Source organism: Phyllobacterium sp. P30BS-XVII (assembly GCF_014138335.1).
In the GTDB taxonomy this organism is placed as follows: domain Bacteria; phylum Pseudomonadota; class Alphaproteobacteria; order Rhizobiales; family Rhizobiaceae; genus Phyllobacterium; species Phyllobacterium meliloti.
Genome location: NZ_JACGXO010000011.1, coordinates 22,363 through 41,583 on the forward strand (window position 1 = coordinate 22,363; position 19,221 = coordinate 41,583).

The 19,221-nt window shown below is 51.8% G+C and carries 17 protein-coding genes; 14 read left to right on the forward strand and 3 right to left on the reverse strand.

Translation table 11 applies throughout. The features are described from left to right. Window positions 1–139 precede the first annotated feature (139 nt). The 6 genes from FHW17_RS23185 (at window position 140) to FHW17_RS23210 (ending at window position 6,910) form a co-directional block, all read left to right on the forward strand. Window positions 140–307, forward strand: coding sequence for a hypothetical protein (locus FHW17_RS23185; protein WP_162700444.1), 168 nt, complete (start codon window positions 140–142; stop codon window positions 305–307). 573 nt (window positions 308–880) lie between these two features. After that, the gene (locus tag FHW17_RS23190) at window positions 881–2,332 is read left to right on the forward strand and encodes a hypothetical protein (protein ID WP_112526597.1); all 1,452 of its coding nucleotides are present in this window, start codon (window positions 881–883) and stop codon (window positions 2,330–2,332) included. A gap of 632 nt (window positions 2,333–2,964) precedes the next feature. Then, entirely contained in the window at window positions 2,965–3,873 is a 909-nt protein-coding gene (locus tag FHW17_RS23195; RefSeq protein WP_182510921.1) for a LysR family transcriptional regulator, read from the forward strand. Between the two features lie 183 nt (window positions 3,874–4,056). Next, the gene (locus tag FHW17_RS23200; RefSeq protein ID WP_348643773.1) at window positions 4,057–4,827 is read left to right on the forward strand and encodes an alpha/beta hydrolase; all 771 of its coding nucleotides are present in this window, start codon (window positions 4,057–4,059) and stop codon (window positions 4,825–4,827) included. Between the two features lie 70 nt (window positions 4,828–4,897). Then, window positions 4,898–5,533: a glutathione S-transferase family protein gene (locus FHW17_RS23205; RefSeq protein WP_112526591.1), complete on the forward strand. Its 636-nt coding sequence runs from the start codon at window positions 4,898–4,900 to the stop codon at window positions 5,531–5,533. 207 nt (window positions 5,534–5,740) lie between these two features. Beyond that, window positions 5,741–6,910 carry an epoxide hydrolase family protein gene (locus FHW17_RS23210; protein WP_112526589.1) on the forward strand — a complete coding sequence of 390 codons (1,170 nt, stop codon included), beginning with the start codon at window positions 5,741–5,743 and terminating at the stop codon, window positions 6,908–6,910. 784 nt (window positions 6,911–7,694) lie between these two features. On the opposite strand, the gene FHW17_RS23215 is transcribed toward FHW17_RS23210, so the two are convergent. Both FHW17_RS23215 and FHW17_RS23220 read right to left on the reverse strand, forming a co-directional pair. Further along, entirely contained in the window at window positions 7,695–8,825 is a 1,131-nt protein-coding gene (locus FHW17_RS23215) for a porin (RefSeq protein WP_112526587.1), read from the reverse strand. Window positions 8,826–9,445: 620 nt separating this feature from the next. Further along, window positions 9,446–10,699 carry an ROK family transcriptional regulator gene (locus tag FHW17_RS23220; protein WP_112526585.1) on the reverse strand — a complete coding sequence of 418 codons (1,254 nt, stop codon included), beginning with the start codon at window positions 10,697–10,699 and terminating at the stop codon, window positions 9,446–9,448. A gap of 69 nt (window positions 10,700–10,768) precedes the next feature. Here FHW17_RS23220 and FHW17_RS23225 point away from each other — a divergent pair, with 69 nt between their 5' ends. Genes FHW17_RS23225 through FHW17_RS23245 form a run of 5 tightly spaced genes read left to right on the forward strand, consistent with a single transcriptional unit; the run spans window position 10,769 to window position 15,420 of the window. Then, the gene (locus tag FHW17_RS23225; RefSeq protein WP_162700445.1) at window positions 10,769–11,836 is read left to right on the forward strand and encodes an ABC transporter ATP-binding protein; all 1,068 of its coding nucleotides are present in this window, start codon (window positions 10,769–10,771) and stop codon (window positions 11,834–11,836) included. Further along, a complete protein-coding gene (locus FHW17_RS23230; protein WP_112526581.1) occupies window positions 11,833–12,705 on the forward strand; it encodes an ABC transporter permease in 873 nt (290 codons plus the stop codon). Before FHW17_RS23225 ends, FHW17_RS23230 begins: the two co-directional genes overlap by 4 nt. Next, window positions 12,705–13,529, forward strand: a complete 825-nt coding sequence (locus FHW17_RS23235) for an ABC transporter permease (protein ID WP_348643774.1) — start codon at window positions 12,705–12,707, stop codon at window positions 13,527–13,529. The genes FHW17_RS23230 and FHW17_RS23235 overlap by 1 nt, the downstream gene beginning before the upstream one ends. Before the next feature lie 34 nt (window positions 13,530–13,563). Beyond that, window positions 13,564–14,670, forward strand: coding sequence for an extracellular solute-binding protein (locus FHW17_RS23240; protein WP_182510922.1), 1,107 nt, complete (start codon window positions 13,564–13,566; stop codon window positions 14,668–14,670). 9 nt (window positions 14,671–14,679) lie between these two features. Further along, a complete protein-coding gene (locus FHW17_RS23245; protein WP_112526577.1) occupies window positions 14,680–15,420 on the forward strand; it encodes a DUF1868 domain-containing protein in 741 nt (246 codons plus the stop codon). Window positions 15,421–15,756: 336 nt separating this feature from the next. Here the strand turns inward: FHW17_RS23245 and FHW17_RS23250 are convergent, their stop codons facing one another. Then, entirely contained in the window at window positions 15,757–16,122 is a 366-nt protein-coding gene (locus FHW17_RS23250) for a hypothetical protein (RefSeq protein WP_112526575.1), read from the reverse strand. A gap of 535 nt (window positions 16,123–16,657) precedes the next feature. Here FHW17_RS23250 and FHW17_RS23255 point away from each other — a divergent pair. From FHW17_RS23255 to FHW17_RS23265, 3 genes are read left to right on the forward strand one after another with little or no spacing between them, the layout of a single operon-like run. Then, window positions 16,658–17,794 (forward strand): transporter substrate-binding domain-containing protein, encoded by a 1,137-nt coding sequence (locus tag FHW17_RS23255; RefSeq protein WP_112526573.1) that lies wholly within the window; start codon window positions 16,658–16,660, stop codon window positions 17,792–17,794. Further along, window positions 17,791–18,372 carry an ANTAR domain-containing protein gene (locus tag FHW17_RS23260; RefSeq protein WP_112526571.1) on the forward strand — a complete coding sequence of 194 codons (582 nt, stop codon included), beginning with the start codon at window positions 17,791–17,793 and terminating at the stop codon, window positions 18,370–18,372. Before FHW17_RS23255 ends, FHW17_RS23260 begins: the two co-directional genes overlap by 4 nt. Beyond that, window positions 18,372–19,220, forward strand: coding sequence for an ABC transporter permease (locus tag FHW17_RS23265; RefSeq protein ID WP_112526569.1), 849 nt, complete (start codon window positions 18,372–18,374; stop codon window positions 19,218–19,220). The genes FHW17_RS23260 and FHW17_RS23265 overlap by 1 nt, the downstream gene beginning before the upstream one ends. Window position 19,221: the final 1 nt, after the last annotated feature.

Here is a 19,221-nt window from a genome sequence, read left to right on the forward strand (position 1 = left end):
ATGAAGTATACCTGCCACCGTCAAAGCATAACAAGTGAATTGGCAACGAGGTCAAAATCCATGCAACCGAGCAGACATTAGGCGATCGCACACGATGGTTTATTTCTTCGATATCCGAGCAAAAACCAGGAGCTTCAATATGAGCGTGCTGTTTCGTTTTGTACCAGTCCTCATTTATGTAGCTGCGTTATCCGGCATGTTTTTTACGATGTTGGTTGCCTGGCCCGACATGCAGGCGGGACGGTTCAGATTTTCATACAGTATCGGGCAAACCGGCGGCCCTAATGTCAAAATGATAAACTGGTAACGAGTCTTCGCCAGTCTTCGATATGCCGACCGGGACGAACTCTCAATACGCTAAACCGCAGGGTCCCAACCCTCAGGATCGCGTCGATTAAAGTCTCCAGGGTCACACATTTTCGTCGTTTGAAAGCCTCCAAAAGGAATACACAATGCAAATGTTATTTCGCATTATGCCAGCTGCCATCTATATGGCCGCTCTATTTGCAATCATCTCGTCGACGTTGATCGTTCGGCCATCGCATGTCGGCAGACCATTCAACCTACATTGCCAGTATGAGAAATACTCCGATTGCAGAATGGTGCCCTGAGATTCAAGGCACTGTGGGGAGGGCCGCTTCTCGATTGTTCGATTCCTCGTGCGAACGATGCCTAACACCCGGCGTAACCTAACTCTTTGCCTCTCCATAGGGGAGAATATATGGGGCAGTGCGGATGAACTTTTCAGCACAAGAGCAAACGCGCAGGCCTGAATAAACGGCGATCAGGACAAACCGAAGCAGTTCGAACGCCGCGCCCGAACCTCACAACGCTGCGCGTGCAACTTGCCCGCGCCTACCCAATACGCAAGAGGAAAAGAATGAACTCGATCAGAAAAACACGCCGTGTAGCGATGATGTTGAGCAGCGCCCTTCTTTTGGCCATGACTGGATCAATCACCGTTCCTTTGTTTGAGATCAGTCCGGCTATAGCTGCATCATCTGCAAAGATTGATGCAGCCCAATTGCAACTCAATATGCGCCGGTCTCTTTCAACTATTCTTGTTGCTTACAAAAACGAACCCAAAAAAGGCTCGCGGGCGGATGCCATGCTTATGAAAGCAACGAACGAAGCACTGCAGGCACTTGGGGGCCTTGAAAAAGGTCTTAATTCCCGCGACCCAAAGAAAATGACGACTGCTACAAGCGGTCTCTCTGTTGCAGTTGGCCGCATTGAAGCAATTTCGGATTCTGCCAGGATTGCCAATCCGACGGTGCGCGAAGGCGTCCGGGCTCTTTCCGCGAACTGGGCCGCCTATGGGACGCGCTATGCGCTTGTTGAACCAGTCAAATCAAAACCCGTGAAGGCAAGTTTCGAGCAGGTAAAAGAACTTAAGGCGCAGGTAGCCAAGCTTCGTTCACAGGTGAACAGGCTGCAAATCGAAACACGGTCAAATACTCAGCTCGCAGCCAATATCAGAAGACTGTCGGCCCAATTGGACCAGGTCGAACAGGACCGTATTGATGAGGCAAACTATCAGCGAACCGTGTTTCTCCTCGGTTCGTTTATGGGCTGGATGGACGGCTATCGGGTCGTCACGACGACTTACTACCCGGCTTATACCCGCTACTTCGTCGTGGAACGGGTTACCTATGAATATTGGGAGACCTGCTGGTCCGACTATTATGAGCCCTACTACACCTATACAGACTGGAGCTACTACGATGATCCGTTTACGCCCACTGTCAACGTTAACATCAATATCGACGCATCGACACAAGTGGTGGTCAACAACTACGCTGAACAGAACGTCAACGTCATTATTGACGAGAGTCATCAAACCGAAAATTATTTCGAGAACCTGCCAATTGCAGAAACTGACATCGACATGAAGCAGGTGGACTACACGCCTTCCACACCAGCTTATGAATTGGAGAAAGAGGCAGCCAGATCCTCATTGGACTCTCCAGAAACGATACCCACCCCGATGGAGACTGGCGGCCAGATCGAGCCTAACAACAATACTGCTGATGAAACTCCAACGGCTGAGTCAAATGCACGAGCGCCATCGGTCGCAGAAGACCGGGTAGCTGAGCCTATCGTCCCGGCTAGCGAGCCGGAGGAAAATAGTAGCGCGCAGCCTGAACCATCTGTCGGCACTTCGGAAGAAGCTATAATCGCTGATCAGGACGAACAATCTCCCTCCACAAACAATGAGCAGGTTATAGAGCCTTCCGACAATGATGATGCGAAAGTGCAACGGCCTGATCACGAGCCGGCGGCAATCGAAGAAACATCGCATGAAAGCGAAGGTGAGCAGCCTGTTCGATGAGAGCAGGAATATGTAAGCTTTGCCGCCTGATGAGCCGTGGTCCATTGATCGATCGGATCTGATCGAGATTAAGCTGTGATTAAGTAAAAAGTCGCGAAGTTTATCCATGCTGCGAACCACGACCGATAGCAACATTAACGCTACATGCTGCTCCTTACATACACGTGCCTGACAGGTTCCGGCCCCGAAAGGGACGGAAAAAGCCACTAATCCGCTAGAGACCCCTTCTCGGTCATTCCGAATGCCGGTCAGCATACCTTCTGTATACACGGAACTGCTTTGCATCATGTTCTCCCGAATGAGCGTATACTAATCACTTGCTGAATGGCTTTAACCAGCTGGGTTTTGGTGCGAAACCAATGGATACTGGTCAACGCCCGGCCCTGCCGTAGACTTGCGAAGCAAGCGCACCTGTACGGTGTCTCATAGAACTCGCGGCCCCGCGTAATCCCGGCGTAGATGACCACGACCAGCCTTTTCTACGCTCGGAGTTCGGGTTATCTCCATGAAGCCATGAGGCACTGGCACCTGATGCTCTCCTCACAACTGTTCGCCGATCGTAACTAGCATTCCGACCACGTATGAACTATGTGTGGGTTAGAAATGACTATTCCATTTATTGAGAGGATTGGATGGATCGCCTTGAGGCCATGTCGATGCTGCTGGAAGTTGTCGATCATGGAAGCTTCTCGGCTGCCGGCCGGGCGATGCGGGTATCGCTGCCAACATTGAGCCGTCGGATTTCCGAACTGGAGGCCCTGCTTGGCGCCCGCCTGCTGACGCGCACAACCCGCAAAATCACGCTGACTGATGCCGGCGCTGTATACGTCGCTGCCACACGAGAGATTCTCAATAAGGTGAAACAGGCGGAGCGCGAAGTAGTAGGCGAATTCATCGAGCCGATCGGCGAATTGGTTGTAACAGCTCCCACAATGTTCGGGCGCCTTCATGTCTTACCGATCATTACCGAGTTTCTGGAACGTTACTCCGGAATTCATGTGCGGTTGGTGCTCATTGACACCAATCTGGCGCTGGTCGAGGAAAATGTTGATGTGGCGATCCGGATTGGCCAGCTTCCAGATAGTGCCATGACCGTCAGTCGCGTGGGATCGATCCGAACGGTGCTGTGTGGAAGTCCCCGTTTGTTTGTAGACAAGGGTGAACCGCGCACACTTGATGATATCGCGCACTTTCCGTCAATTACGATAAACATGCCCATTCAAGTTGCACAGTGGCGCTTTGGCGTTCCCGGCTCACTGGACGCACGCATTCCCCCATTGTCGTCTCGCCTGACGGTAACAACCCCGGAGGCGGCAGCAGCAGCGGCGATTCAGGGGGTGGGGCTCACTCAACTCCTGCATTACCAGGTGGCTGATGCCGTAAAGGCCGGAACGTTGCAGATCGTTCTCGAAGAGATGGAACCGGCCCCCTCTCCGGTCCACGTGCTCCATACATCGAAAGCGCCGTTGCCGCTCAAACTCCGTTGTTTCCTGGACTTTGCCGCGCCGCGGCTTCGCACCGACCTCGCGGCTATGTCATAGCCCTAAGCCCATTGTAAACCGTCGAGTGGGCGCAATACTTTCATTTAATGAAATAATATCTTGCCAATTTGAGTAGTTCCGCGCGCCTGACGCAGCAGTTAGATGTGCTGCCGGCAGACAATGGTGCTGCGAGTTCTTTGTAGCCTCGCAGACCCTCGCCCCTATTGAGAAGGAGGCAGCATAGTGGCTACGACAGAGTTTTCACAGGACCACACGACTTCAATGCAAGGAGATACCAAGGAGGCAGTGCCCGCCACAACTATTGTGCTGGTGCATGGAGCGTTTGTGGATGGTTCGGGTTGGCGAGCAGTACACGATAGACTGAATCGCGAAGGTTATCGCGTCGTAGTCGTGCAGAACGCCATCCGGTCGCTTGAGGATGATGTTGCCAATACGAGGCGCGCGATCGACGCAGCTCCAGGTAACGTGATCCTTGTGGGCCACTCCTACGGTGGTGTCGTCATCTCCGAGGCGGGCAACGACCCGAAGGTCATTAGCCTGGTTTATGTGGCTGCCTTCGTCGCCGATGCGGGAGAATCGGTCCAGACGTTGACAGCCACTCACGTGCCGGGCGGATCGAAACCACCCTTCCTGCCGACCGGCGATGGCTACATCCTGTTTGACACCTCCAAATTCCCTCAAGTTTTCGGCGGCGACCTTCCTCTCGAAACGAGCAGCTTCATGGCAGCAGCGCTCAAGCCTTGGGCCATCGCATCGATGGCCGGCAAAGTCACCGCTGCCGCGTGGCGTGCGAAACCCAGCTGGTATGTGGTCGCCACCGACGACAGGCTCGTCGACCCCAGTCTTCAACGACAGATGGCACAGTCGGCCGGCGCGCATATCGTTGAAGTCGCTGGGAGCCATGCGATCTATATGACCCAACCTGAAACAATCGCCATGACGGTTGTGCAGGCGGCAAGAGCCGCAGCGGATTGTGGACCGAACCAAGCATAGGTAACGGATCCCGCCGCACAGATAGAACGAAGCAATGATTGCCACATCCGATTAAAAAGGACTACTCCACATGTTGACGCTTTATTACTTTCCGCATGCCTGCTCGATGGCTTCTCATGTTGCGCTGGAAGAGGCGGGAGCTGTCTTCGAATTGAAGAAGGTAAACATCCTGACGGGCGAACAGTTCAAACCTGAGTACCGAGAGATCAACCCGCGGGCGAAGGTGCCGGCACTTCGCTTCGACCATGGTGAGGTTCTGTTGGAATCCACCGCTATCCTCGGCTGGATCGGGAATGCTTTTCCTGATCGAGCACTACTCGGCAGAGATCCGTTTGAACGAGCGCAGACAATTGCGACCTGTGCCTGGCTCTCCGGTACCGTCCATCCTACATTCACAAAGTTTTACCACCCTGAGCAGGTGGTATCGGACAAGAGCCTGTTTGCGGCCGTAAAAGCGAAAAGCAAGGAGAACTATTGGGATCACCTCCAAGAAATGGACCGCATCATGGAAGGCCGGACGTGGATGATGGGTAGTCATTTCACTGTCGCTGACCCATATGCCCTCGTGTTCTTCTCTTGGGGACGCGATCTCGGGCTGCCGATCAGTGAACTTACCAATCTCATGACCCTGAAAGACCGTCTGATTGAGCGGCCGGCAGCTCGTCGTGTGCTTGAGAAGGAGAAGAGCGTCCTATTATCCCTGTGACCCGTTGGCCGATGGGAACGGCACAATAAGTGGCATTTTTTAAGTGGTCCGTGTTTGTTGTTGGTTTTCCGATTCAATTTCTCGTGTGGATACAGAGAACTGGCGATGAAGATGTTTCGTTTTTCTGTTGCGCAAATTGTCTCGGTGCCGAACAGTCGAAGATCGGCGGGATGGAAGTACAGAACACACAATTGAAGGAATTGCTGCATGAAGCCCTTCCAGATCAGTATCGCCGACGAACAGATCGAGGACCTGAAAACACGCGTGCGCCAAACGCGCTGGCCCGGCTCGATATTTCAGGACGGGGACGAGGACGGGGCGAACCTCGCACTCGTTCAAAGGCTTGCAACACATTGGTCGGACACGTTTGATTGGCGCGCGAGGGAGGCGCAATTGAACGAGCTGCCCCAATTCACTGTCGATATTGATGGGCAACACATTCATTTCATTCACAAAAAGGGCGTGGGACCGAATGCACGGCCCCTTATATTGACACATGGCTGGCCTGGCTCCTTCGTAGAATTCGAAAGAGTAATACCGCTGTTGACGGACCCGGGCTCACACGAAGGTGATCCGCGGGACGCATTTGACGTTGTGGTGCCCTCGCTCCCTGGCTTCGGCTTCTCAGCAGCGCCAAGGCAAACTGGATTTAATGCCCGACGGGTTGCCGGACTCTGGCAGAGGCTGATGCTTCAACTTGGCTATGAGCGATATTTTGCGCAAGGCGGCGATATTGGGGCGGGGGTAACGGCCTGGCTTGGTGCTCTCTATCCGGGCTGTGTCGAAGGGATTCACTTGAATTACATCCCCGGAAGTTTTCGACCGCCATTGGGGGCGGAATATCCGGCCATTACAAGCGAGGAACAGCAATTCCTGGACCGGGCCGCAACGTTCGCGAGCATGGAGGGTGCCTATTCACTGCTGCAGGCGACCAAGCCGCAGACGCTTTCATTCTCCCTCTCAGATAGCCCGGTTGGTTTGCTGGGCTGGATAGCCGAAAAATTCGCGAGCTGGTCCGACTGTGACGGCGACCTGGAGACGGTAATATCAGCTGATGTGTTACTGACGAATGTATCAATCTACTGGTTTGGAAACACCATCGACTCGTCCCTTCGGATGTACAAGGAAAATCGGCTGCGGCCTTTTTCATTTCCGGATGTTTCCAATGTACACGTGCCGATGTCATTCGCACGTTTCCCGAAGGAACTACCGATCCCACCGCGTTCATGGGTCGAGCGAGTATTCGATGTGCATCGATGGACAGATATGGCGAAGGGCGGGCATTTCGCCGCGCTTGAACAGCCCGAACTGTTAGTCCGCGATATACAGAATTCATTCCGCGCATCTGGCGTGTCGTCGCACCGCACTCAACTGTGAGACGTGAATTGTCCCTATTTCAACATGTTAGCGTTGCAGTAAAAATGAGAGGCCCTGAAGCGTACCAAAAGCGACTTTTAGGCATTGCTGCCAACTACGGATGCTTAAACGGCGGCTTTCGAGATCATCAAGATTGTGTTTGAAAGACCATTATTGGGAGTCAAGAGCTGTCGGCCGTTCACACCGGCGAAGGGCTGGGATGCACTCCAGGGAGGGCCTCTTGCCCTTCCCCAAGGGACCGGAACGGAGCGGAGGATAGCGGGAAACGAAGCGAAGACATTCCGCAGGAATAGCAAGCGGATGATTTTGTCAGGGCGCTCTGCGCCCGAGGCGCGAGGAAGGTCCGCAAGGACAGGGGAAAATCATTCGTACCCGCTGTTGCCTGCTGGCCAGACGGGCCTAGTCATCCATTCAAAGACAACGCACACAAACCAAACAGATTTGCCATGGCGTTCAACATTGGTATCAGGTTAAAAATTATGAGTGGCGATACTTGTTTTCATATATCTGGCAGCTGCTAGTATGACGTCTGAAGATGTTGATCTTCATAAACACTCTGAATGAAAATGCAGAAACACCGGTCTCCCATCAGACCGGTGTTTTTATTTGTTCCCACACAGCAGAGGTTGACGATGTAAACAGAGGATACACCAATCCTCGACCAAAATAATAGAGCGGCGGATCGAGAGGATCCACCGCTCTTTTGCAAAGATGTTGACTGGAGGCCTGGTATCTTTGCCTTCTGACGGCGCTGTCCTTGAGCTCTCCGTCAAAATTCAATTCACTAGAAATTGCGTTGGAAGCGGATAATGCCGCCAAACGCGTCACTTGTGTTCTTGACCGCTTCACGACCACCGCCAAAAGCAGTGTAGTTAACTTCCGGCGTGATGACAAAGCCTGGAACAAGTTCATACTTTACGTTTGCAGCACCTGCGACAGTGCCATCTGCTTCGTAAGCAACTTGTCCATTGAACGTTGCTTTATTGGAAATTTTGGCCGAAAGACCACCCCAAACAGCATAATCTCCGTACCATTGACCAAAGTAATTGACTTTGCGAACACTGGAGCCTTTTCCGTTCACGCGTTCATAGTGAACATCACCATCAGATTGATAAGCTGCCATGACGAAAGCAGACACACCATCGGTAAGTTTCACATTAAGACGAGCTTTGACGGCAAACTCTTCAGCTTTGCTATCGTAACCGGCAACCACAGAGAGGCTACCCCACTCTTGTACGTATTTCGCTCCAGCGACGACGTGTGGGACGTAGTCATCAATTGCGTATTTGGCCTTCTTCGCATTCTTGTCTTCCACACTCTGCTGGTGCGCGTACAAGCCGACGCCCGTGTATTCGCCTTCGCCTTGCTCCAAGCCGATAAGTGCCGAAAACCCATTTTCACCCGTGAAAGTGTAGCTGACCTGATTGCTTTTGCCCGACTGATAATTGATCACATCGTCGCTGATGACGTCGGCGGCAGAACCTGTCCACGATCCAAATAGATCATCAGTGGTGCCAATACGGAAACCGCCGAGTTCAATATACGCATGGGGAAGCTTCGCCTTGCTATCATCATCATACTGAACTGTCGCTTCAATGAAGGACCGCAATGTGCCGAGTTCTGTGTCCGAACGTGCATCAAAACGCAGTGTGGCACGCGAGAATTGCTTGTAGGTTTTCAGATCTTCACCCGAGCCAGCATCATCACCAACTTTAGCCTGATAGCGGACATGGCCACCGATTTTCAGGCATGTTTCCGAACCGGGAATATAGAAGAAACCTTTTCCGTAGGCGTCGCAAACACGGACGTATTCAACAGACTCCGGTTCAGCCACGAGCACCGCATCGGCCGCACGGGCCCCGGATAATGCAATAAGGGCTGCAGTTGATCCCAATAAAAGACTTTGAAAATTCATAAATACACTCCTTTTAGCGCAATAAATGCTTTAGGAGTGTTGCCAATTTAAGGGATTAATTCCTATCGGCAGTGCTACCTAGTTTGAAAATGCTTCCCTTCAATGTTGCATAATGGCAACGATTTTACGCGATGCCACACGGCGTGAGGCGACAATCACACTGCTAGCAAAGTGACCGAGTGATACGACTGAATTTTCTGGGATTGTTGTGGGGTCTAGCCTGCTGTAGCAAGGCATCCACATTGCTTTGGCCCCAGTGACCAAAATGCAAGCGCATGAGCCTAGCTTCGTAAAAACGGCGTACCTGTCTGGATACTGCAACCAACGAAAATTCTGGCAATCGCCGGTTTGTAGACTGTACTAGCGCTCCGTTGTCTATTGCCTATTTGCCAGACATGGCCATCATGGAAGTGGTGGAAACGATTGATAACGCAAGGCGCATTTGGGTGGCATTCAGCGATTAAGTTCACTTCACATCACGAAGTGTTTTATCCGCACATGTGATGTGGCGGACGTTTGAAGCAAAGCGACTGAAACAGACGAACCAAATATGAAGCTGGAACGGTTTAGCTTTGGACAGAAGCCCGGACCGGCGGCGTACGACCTGATCAGTGTGATAGTTACCGCACCGGCGTCAAAGGCAACGATGCTTTAGCTTCTGGTGTAGCGCGCTGACCTAATAGTCGTGCCTGGACAGGCAACAAAGCTGCAGCCTTAGCGATACCTGATGGACCCAATAGACGTGTCACGCTGATGTCAGGCTTGATCAGTGGCCGTCGGCCAAACGTATCCAAGACGCTTAGATCAATCTGTTTGCTCATCTCCTCCAAAATCTCACGTGGGAAAAATCCGCCCAGAATGATTAAATCCGGATTGAACAATTGTGTAACAGCCGCCAATGGCATGGAAAGGTTCTTACTACGGTCCAAAATCCAGGCGAGCAGCTGCGGATCATTCGCGCGAAAAAGCGTCGCCAGGAACGCATCGGATAAGTTATGTATCGGACAGTCAAGATATTTGGCGAGATCGGTAAGGTTTGGTCGGGGCCCGGTTTCGGGAATGAGCGCGCCGATATTGGCAGCCTGATTGTGAGCGCCGCGAAACACAACCCCATTCGTAACTAACCCGCCACCGATACCAAAATCCAGCGTCAGGTAAAAGATGCAGCGCCGAGCATGGTTGGGCTGGTGAGCCTCGAAAGCAGCGATACAGTAGGCGCTATTGTCCCAATACACCGGTAATTCAAAACGAATCTGCATCGCCAGGGCGAGATTTGCCAATGGCAATTTTGCCTGTGACGGCGTCACTTCAAACAGATTGCCATTATCACCTACTATAGCTGGGACGGCAAATCCTATCCCAAGCGGCGGAACTGACGATTGCGCCAGTAGCCTTGCTATATCGTTGAGAACGATCTCGGTGATTGCGTCACCCTCCGCATCCAACTCACGCAGATAGGCTTGATGGACATTTCCTCCAATATCCGCCCGCACAACCGCGCTGTAATGTTGGCTGACATAGACCCCAATACTGTGAAACCTATCTTTGTTGAGAGATAGCCTTATCGGTGGCTGTCCCCGTTCGCCGTTCTCCAGTGTCGATCGCTCTTCGTTAACGAGATTGATTTGTTCAAATTTGGCGACTGCCTTGGTCAGCATTGATTTGGAAATATTGAGATGAGTAGCGATCTCCGTCCTACTCTTCTGCGGGTTGCGCCGAATAAAGCGGATTATCTCATATTCAATGTCAGTAAAGCTAATCGGTTGCGACCAGGGTTCAACCATATTCGTCAAACTACACCCGCCTTCCATCACAGGACGCCGAATGTCCCACCAGCGGTAGAAATACGCGTTTGTCATGTTCATGTCATGCATTTAATGTAAATTCATGGTGTAAATTAAATCATATTTACTGCTTGGACGATGCAACCTTACGGAGGGGAAATGGCAAGCCTTGCGATACAGCAGATTTCCAAAATTTTTCCCAATGGCCATAAGGCGCTCGACGATATCACCATTGATGTTGCGTCCGGCGAATTTTTGACCTTACTCGGCCCCTCCGGATGCGGGAAAACCACGTTGCTAAAAGCCATTGCCGGTTTTCATTCGGTATTACGAGGACGCTTTCTCATTGACGGTAAAGATGTGACCGCGTTGCCCCCTGAACAACGTGACACAGCTATGTGCTTTCAGTCATATGCTCTGTTTCCACATATGACAGTCGCGGAGAACATTCTCTTTGGTCCAAAGCAGAGCCGTCTTGGTAAAGCTGAATGCGACGCCAGATTGGCAGTTGCACTCAGACAAGTCGACCTGGCACCTCATGTCGCAAAACTGCCGTCGGCATTATCTGGCGGACAACAACAACGTGTTGCCTTAGCGCGTGCGATGGCCATGCGGCCAGGAATTATTCTTTTTGATGAACCATTGTCCAATCTTGATGCCAGACTGCGTGAGCAAGTGCGCTACGAAATACGGTCACTACAGGCTGAATACGGCTTTACCGCTTTATATGTTACCCACGACCGGGCTGAAGCACTTGCCATGTCTGATCGTATCGCGGTTCTGAACAATGGCCGTATAGAGCAGATCGGCGTTCCGTCCGATATTTACGACAAGCCAAAGAACTGCTTCGTCGCCAATTTCATTGGCATCGCAAACATTCTTGAGGCGAATTTTATCCGGCAAGTTGGAGAGTCTACTTGGCGCGCGCACACCGGTATTGGCGAAATGGACATTAGTTCTCGCATAGCACCCCTCGCGCCAAGTCATTATATCTGCTGGCGACCGGAGGATGCTGAGGTACTTATCAATAACAATGTATCACAAGCAAATGTCTTCACAGCGACAGTAACCGCTCAAGCATTTCAGGGCAATGTAACGGATGTGTTGATCCGCTCGCGCGATGGAGCACCATATCGCATCCAGACGCGCAAGCCGCTAGCAATCGGCTCGACCTTGTCATTGCGTCTTGATCCGTCGAATTTTTCGATTCTAGAGGCGATCAAATGACGTACGGCACTTCGATCATTTGGCAAAGAGCCGGTATTGCTTTGTTGCTGCTTCCCGGAGTTGGTCTGATTATCTTGTTTGTGGGTACTGTCCTTGGCACGGCAGTCGCTCAATCGTTTGGCTATTTCAACTTCGCTGGAGAAAGTGAATTTTCCCTGAGTTTCTGGGAAAGACAACTGGCCAGCCCCCTGCTGCGTTCATCAATTCTATACTCTTTGAAAATCGCACTTGTCTCGGCCACTGTTTCTGTCGCGCTTGCCTATCCCATTGCGTTGTGGTTGCGTAAACCGTTCGCGGGATCATTGCTCCTCTCCGCTTTGCTTAAGGCACCAATGATGGTGCCGGGACTGGTTGCCGCATTCCTGTTCATCAACGTAATTGCGTTCCACGGCTTCCTGAATGAAGTGCTGCTCGGCTTGGGCTTCATACAGAATCCATTCAGGATGCAGAATGATCGTTATGGTGCTGGTGTTATGTTCCTGCAGGTCTGGAAGAATATGCCTTTTGCACTTTTGTTATTGAGCGGTGCAGTGCAATCGATCCACTCCGACCTGCTGGATGCCGCCCGCGACCTTGGAGCCGGCGCCTGGTCGCGGTTCCACAAAATCGTCCTGCCATTGACGCTGAAAGCAATGCAGGCGGCCCTTATTATTATCTTTATTGGCGCCGCTGGCGATTATTCGTTCCAGGTCGTCGCTGGTCCGACAAATGTCAGCTCACTTGCACAACACATGTACACCGTACAGCACGAATTCGGGCAATGGAACGAAGCTGCTGTGGTTGCGATCATTCTTATGGTCGCAGCATTATCAGGGTCTCTCTTATTGGCGACATTCGCACAGATTACAATTAAGCGAAGGAGGCCTTAGTGTCTCGCAAACGCCTCAATCCCATTCTTGTCACTTTGGTTGCGATCGTCATGCTGGTCTGGCTTGCTATGCCATTCGGCATGGCAATCTTGTGGTCGCTTGTAGATCCCGACAAGGCCTGGAGTTACCCAGATCTGTTTCCCATGAAGCTTTCTCTGCGCAGATGGATCGAGATGTGGGAAACCACCAATCTGGCAGGCGCAATCGGTAACAGTTACATGTTAGCACCGATCGTCGCAATTTCGGCTTTGCTGCTTGCAATGCCCACCGCTTTTGCGTTCGGACGATTAGAATTCAGAGGTAAGGCGATCGCCCAGTTCATCTCTCTTTTACCACTGGTCCTACCAGGTTTTGTCATTGCCCTATTTTTCACCGCACTACTCTACAGGCTGGGCGTCTACAACAAGTTCGTTGGCATTGTAATTGGTCATACGGTGCTGTTTCTGCCCTATGCCATCAGGATACTTTCTGTCTCGTTCTCGCAGGTTCGACAGGATCTGATTGACGCCGCACGCGATCTTGGTGCCAGCCACTATGCGCGCTTTGCCGCCGCTTATTTACCGGTGCTCAAACCCGGCATCTTGGCAGCTCTCCTCATCGTCTTCATCCAGAGTATTGAGGAGTTCGCCCTCGCCTTCGTGTTAGGCGCTCCAGACTTTACGACAGTTCCGACCATTCTCTATTCCTATCTCGGGTATAATTTCATTCGACCAAATGCGGCGGTTGTTTCACTTATTTTAGTCGTCCCCAATGTCATCCTCATGTTGCTGTTCGAACACCTGCTTAAAAGCGAAGGTGCGGTAACGGTTGGCGGCAAAGGATGATCTCAAACCACAATCAATTATAGGAGTGCATGCTATGTTCAAAATTCTTTTATCTATCGCGATAGCAGGACTTACCCTTACTCGGCCAACGCTCGCGGCTGAAGACATTGTAAAAAAGCCATGGACCGAAATCATCGAGCAGGCAAAGCAAGAGGGCGAGGTCGTTTGGTTCAATTGGTATCTTCAACCGCGTTTTCGCGAACTGACAAAGAGCTTTGAACAAAAGTACGGAATCAAAGTGACAATTCCGGACGGCACTTCAGATGGCAATCTAAGCAAGTTCCTTGCTGAACACGGTCGGTCAGTCGGTGATATTGACGTTATGTCGATCGGAGGAGATCAACTGCCCAAGTTTGATGTAGCATCCTATTTTCTTGGTCCTCTCAACATCTTGCCTGAGTATTCAAAACTACGCACGCAAATCAACGGCGGCGACAGCAAGGGCTACGCGGTCGCTTTCTGGGGCAACCAAACCGGATTCGCTTATGATCCAACCCGATTGGATGAGGCCAAGTTGCCGCAAAGCTTTGACGAGCTAACTGCTTGGATCAAGCAGTACCCTCAAGCCTTCGCCTTCAATGACACACGCGGGGGCGGTGCGGGCAACGCGTTTTTGCAAGCCGTCGTACGAGCAAAGGTTAAGCAGACCGATATTTTATCAGGCAATTACCAACCGGCTTGGGATTGGTTCTCGATTAATAGGGCAAACTACGGCTTTACTGCATCGAACGCCGACAGCTTGAGCCGACTTAATGGCGGTGAATTCCAGATCGTCGCTGCCTGGGAAGATAATCTTGCGGGGCTTCAGCAAAAGGGAGAAATCGACAGGCGGATGAAATTCTACATCCCAAAATTTGGTTTGCCGGGTGGTGGTAATGTTGTTGGCATTGTATCCAATGCTCGGCACAAGGCCGCCGGGCTGGTCTTCGTGGATTGGCTGACATCCGCAGCCACACAAGCTTTGCTCAATAAGGAATTGGGTTCGGCACCGGTTAACAGCAGCACCTTGATGGCTCTGGACGCTTTGCCTACTGAGCAGCGCAGCTATTCAGTTGAATGGCTACCGGTGAATCAAGCTGACGCAATCAAGTCCCAATTTCCTAGAAAAAGTTGTACTTGGTCAATAATATTACGGATATAGACGCAAATCATGCATAATCCACCACGCTATCCAGAGGACCAATCCGTTATTGGAACTCATAATAATCATCCCAGTGGCGTTGGCAGCAAATTTGACACCAACGGTAATTTTCTTCATTTTCCCGGCAATACGATCATTTGTCATTTGCCCAGACAAAACGCATTTCATGACGTTCTGAATTCAATCTATGATGTATTGGTAGGGTGCGATCTGGCACATACTTATGCTCTGCTACCTCCTTCCAGCTGGCATATGACCTTATTCGAAGGCGTGTGCGATCAGGTAAGGACAGAGGGGTTTTGGCCAAGTGATCTATCGCCCAATGCGCCTCTGGACAACTGTGACAGGTTGTTCAGCAACAAGCTTGCAACGTTTGATCTAGACTGCGAATTACCTTTGCAACTAAAGGTCAGCGGTTGGCAACCGCTCATCAACGGTATCGGATTAAACCTTGAACCAATAAACCAGATTCATGAGGATAGAATGAGGGACCTGCGCGACCGACTGTCTGGCCTACTTTCTATCCGACATCCCAAACACGAAACATATGTGTTTCATGTCGGCATCGCCTATTTTATCAAATATCTCACTGCCCCAGAGAAAACAGCGTTATCAGCGATGCTTGATAAATGGCTGCCCCAAATGCCATCTGAGATCAATCTGGCTGCCCCAGAGTTTTGCACATTCGTGGATATGTTCGCCTTCAAACGACAGTTCTTCCTGAAAAACCAACCAACTAAACGCGGATGAAGCACCATTTACATGCCAGATAGTAATGCCGATTTGTAACTGCAGGAGCCAATGAGGTTCTGCTGAAGTCAGCGCTGGAAGATGCGGCGGGCGTCCTGCCTCTCGAAGAACGTCAACAAATATAATTATCGAGCCACGGATATCACTGTGCCAATAGAGGGGTGGTTTGGGGCAGAGTGTAGAATCCATAGGGTGAGCGTAAGATTTATCGCCAAACATCTCGCGCCACCGCAGTTTCCAAATCAAGATTGATCGTACGCAAAAATATCAGATGGGTTTATTCGACGGGAGGATATCCCCTGCAGGTGTTGCTCCTCGAGGAAGTCTCAATTATTCTTACGTTTGCAGAATAACCGTTTTATTCCAGTCCGGCGGTAAATCGAGTGCTACCATGCGTTGCTCATCTACTATCCACGGCGAGGTCTCTGCAAATTTCTCACACTTTTCACGCCAAAGTCTCGCACTGTTATCAAACGCTTCGCTTATTGCCTGAACAAGCCACGGGTATTTCAACGTCAATTCAGCTTTTATTCCTAGAATATGCATTCCTGGAACGAAACCGGCGCTAGAGGCGTACTGTAGTTCTTGCTCTCTAAAGTCGGGCAGTAACTGCCTGAACTTTGAGTTGGGTCTAAAGAAGCCAGATGGAAGAAATGGAGCAAATGCTGCGTCTATCTCACCTTGCTCGAAGAGATCCAACAAGGGCCGATTGCCGGGGGCAGGGTTTATGAGATCAGCCTGTCCGTAAGATCCCAAATAATCACGGCTTTGGATCGCGATTGAAGCGGCAGGCGAAGAAGGGTGCCGGCGTGCAAGACGCTCTTCGCACCTCTGAGCCCCCGCCAGAGAGCAGGCCTGGTTTCCAACCTGCGCATACGCAGCGCGGTGTTGAGTGTAATGCCTGCAATACAGCCGAGGATGCCTAGTCGTGGTGGATGCGCTTGGTCTTTTCCATATGATGTTGCGGCGCGTTCAGGTGGTAGCGCTGCCGGTCAAGACACATTGAACCAGCAGAACACTACCAAACGATCGTCTCTTCGGACACCTGCCGAAACGTCTTGATGGCGGCTTCAAATAAGTCGCTTGACAAGTTTTGGGTGCACGTATTTTAATCGTGCCTATTGATTGCGCAACGTTTGTTGCATTCACATGACTTCAACAGTCGATGGGCAGTTTCGCCCCATGACGCCCCATCCTAGATGGGAATCGCGTCGTGGGGTTTTTGTTTTGGTGGGATATGGGCAACGCAGTAAAAATTGGCATTCTCTATTCGACGATTGGCCCCTATGGAGCCATCGGGCGGGATAGCCGCGATGGTGCTGAATTTGCCATCGATGAAATAAGGAATAAGTATCCCGGTGCCATCGAACCTGTATTCATCGATCCACAGGGTCATATTCCCGGCTACCTTGATGGCGCGCGCTCGTTGCTACGGGACCATGGTTGCAACCATATCGTCGGGACAATTACGTCCATTGCCCGCAAGGAAGTGATCCCACTTGTCGAAAAGCATGATGGCTTACTTTGGTATATGTGCCCCTATGAAGGCTTCGAGGCCAATGAAAATGTGATCTATACTGGTGCCTGCCCCAATCAGCACTTGCTACCGCTATTCGATTACATGCTGCCACGCTATGGTCGGCGACCCTATCTGGTCGGTGCTAACTATGTGTGGGGGTGGGAGATGAACCGGCTTGCGCGGGAGCTGATCTACCAGGCTGGCGGGGAGGTACTGGGTGAACGTTATCTGCCGCTGGAAGAAACCGCCGTTGAGCGTATCATCCTTGATATTGAACAGCGGCGGCCAAGTTTTGTGCTGAATAATCTGATTGGTCCGGCAAGCTATGCTTTCCTGCAGGCATTCAAGGTCCTTGGTGATCGTGACCCAGCCTTTTTGCCGGAAAATTGCCCCGTCGTCAGTTGCGATCTTTCCGAATGTGAACTGGACGAGATTGGTACTGGCGTGGCGACTGGGCATTTTTCGGTGGCGGCCTATTTTGACAGTCTTGTTTCGCCGGAAAATCTGGCTTTCAAGACAGAGGCTTCGAAGCGCTTCGGTTCGCAGCGGCATCTTTCCAATATTTTTGCCAGTGCCTATGCGGCCGTCAAACTCTGCGGCGAGACGATTATTGCGGCCGGAACCGATGATCCGCAAACCGTCCGCCGCCATTTATCCGGTGTGCCGCTGTCGACCGTCTTCGGTGAGGTACAGATCGATCCCGATACCAATCACATGGCGCTGCCTTTTCATCTTGGCCGTATCAATGATGACAACAGCTTTGATATTGTGAATTCACAGCCAGCAATTGCAGCTGATCCCTATCTTACCCGTCGCCGGACAAAAATGCCCGTCAGATTGCGGATCGTTTCATGAGAGATACCCCTAATTTCACCGGTTGGCGCGTAACCATCCTTCATCGATCTGACATAACCACGGAACGCCTGACACGTCAGCTCAAGCTGCTTGGTCTTTACGTCACCGTGCAATGGGAGCCATTGGCGGCCACGGATCTACCCGATATTGTTTTGGTCGATGCGGATCAAGGCTGGGATGATTTGTTGCCGTGGTCAGAAGGCAAAGCTCCACTGCCTGTTGTCGCATTACTCAGCTCGGAGGCGCCCGGGCGTATCGCCTGGGCGATGCAACAGGGTGCCGGGGCCATTATTGCCAAGCCCGTTGCAACATCTGCTGTTTACCCCACCCTTGTGATGGCCATTGCAATTCATGCGGAACGCATAGCGGCATCCCGGCAATTGCAACACCTTGAAGAACGCGTGCGGCTTCGGCCATTAGTGCACGCGGCTGTCGAGAAAATCATGGCCGCCCATAATGTCGATGAGGAACATGCCTACAGCATCCTGCGCAATTGCGCGATGCAGCGGCGAATGCCCATGGAGCAGGTTGCGGCCCTCATTCTTGCCGGTGCTGAACCTTTGCCGGAGGCTGGCTGATGCGCGTTTTAAAAACCCTGTTGCGTCAGCCATCCGCACTGTTCGGCCTGATTATCGTCGCGCTCGTTGTACTGATGGCACTCGGGGCTCCATTGATTGCGCCCTATAGCCCTGACAATCAGATGTTTGACGGGCTGTCGATTGAGGGCGCGCCTCTGCCGCCCAGCACCCAGTTCCTGCTTGGCACCGATACACTCGGGCGGGATCTGTTCTCGCGTCTATTGTTTGGTGCCCGTACGTCGTTGATCATCGGCCTTGTCGCCAATGGCATTGCTGTCGCCATTGGCCTTCTGGTCGGCATCCTGTCCGGCTATTTACGCGGTGCCGTCGGGGGCCTGCTGATGCGGTTCACCGATCTGATGATGGCGTTTCCCGCCCTGTTGCTGGCCATTGTTCTGGCCGCATTGCTGCATCCGAGCCTTTGGATCGTTGCGATGGTTATTGCACTGGTCAACTGGGTGCAGGTGGCCCGCATTGTCTATACGGAAACGCGCGGATTGGTGGAGCGTGATTTCATTCTCGCGGAACGGTCCCTCGGTGCCGGGCACCTGCGCATTCTGTTCGTGCATATTCTGCCGCATCTCATGCCGACAGCCATCGTCTGGGGCACACTTGGCATCGCTACAACTGTTTTGCTTGAGGCCACGCTCTCTTTTCTTGGCATCGGCGTGCAGCCGCCACAACCGTCATGGGGAAACATTATCTTTGAAAGCCAGAGCTATTTTCAGGCGGCGCCATGGCTGGTGTTCTTCCCCGGCGCGGTCATCCTTCTAACGGCATTGTCATTCAATCTGGTCGGGGATGCTTTGCGCGATATTCTCGATCCCACCCAGCGCGGGAGGGGGTGAT

Bases quoted from the DNA above. Each gene is read 5' to 3' on its own strand.
- FHW17_RS23245 (WP_112526577.1), top strand. From the start codon at position 14,680: ATGCATAATCCACCACGCTATCCAGAGGACCAATCCGTTATTGGAACT.
- FHW17_RS23205 (WP_112526591.1), top strand. From the start codon at position 4,898: ATGTTGACGCTTTATTACTTTCCGCATGCCTGCTCGATGGCTTCTCAT.
- FHW17_RS23265 (WP_112526569.1), top strand. From the start codon at position 18,372: ATGCGCGTTTTAAAAACCCTGTTGCGTCAGCCATCCGCACTGTTCGGC.
- FHW17_RS23255 (WP_112526573.1), top strand. From the start codon at position 16,658: ATGGGCAACGCAGTAAAAATTGGCATTCTCTATTCGACGATTGGCCCC.
- FHW17_RS23215 (WP_112526587.1), bottom strand. From the start codon at position 8,825: ATGAATTTTCAAAGTCTTTTATTGGGATCAACTGCAGCCCTTATTGCA.
- FHW17_RS23240 (WP_182510922.1), top strand. From the start codon at position 13,564: ATGTTCAAAATTCTTTTATCTATCGCGATAGCAGGACTTACCCTTACT.
- FHW17_RS23210 (WP_112526589.1), top strand. From the start codon at position 5,741: ATGAAGCCCTTCCAGATCAGTATCGCCGACGAACAGATCGAGGACCTG.
- FHW17_RS23225 (WP_162700445.1), top strand. From the start codon at position 10,769: ATGGCAAGCCTTGCGATACAGCAGATTTCCAAAATTTTTCCCAATGGC.
- FHW17_RS23185 (WP_162700444.1), top strand. From the start codon at position 140: ATGAGCGTGCTGTTTCGTTTTGTACCAGTCCTCATTTATGTAGCTGCG.
- FHW17_RS23260 (WP_112526571.1), top strand. From the start codon at position 17,791: ATGAGAGATACCCCTAATTTCACCGGTTGGCGCGTAACCATCCTTCAT.
- FHW17_RS23220 (WP_112526585.1), bottom strand. From the start codon at position 10,699: ATGCATGACATGAACATGACAAACGCGTATTTCTACCGCTGGTGGGAC.
- FHW17_RS23195 (WP_182510921.1), top strand. From the start codon at position 2,965: ATGGATCGCCTTGAGGCCATGTCGATGCTGCTGGAAGTTGTCGATCAT.
- FHW17_RS23230 (WP_112526581.1), top strand. From the start codon at position 11,833: ATGACGTACGGCACTTCGATCATTTGGCAAAGAGCCGGTATTGCTTTG.
- FHW17_RS23190 (WP_112526597.1), top strand. From the start codon at position 881: ATGAACTCGATCAGAAAAACACGCCGTGTAGCGATGATGTTGAGCAGC.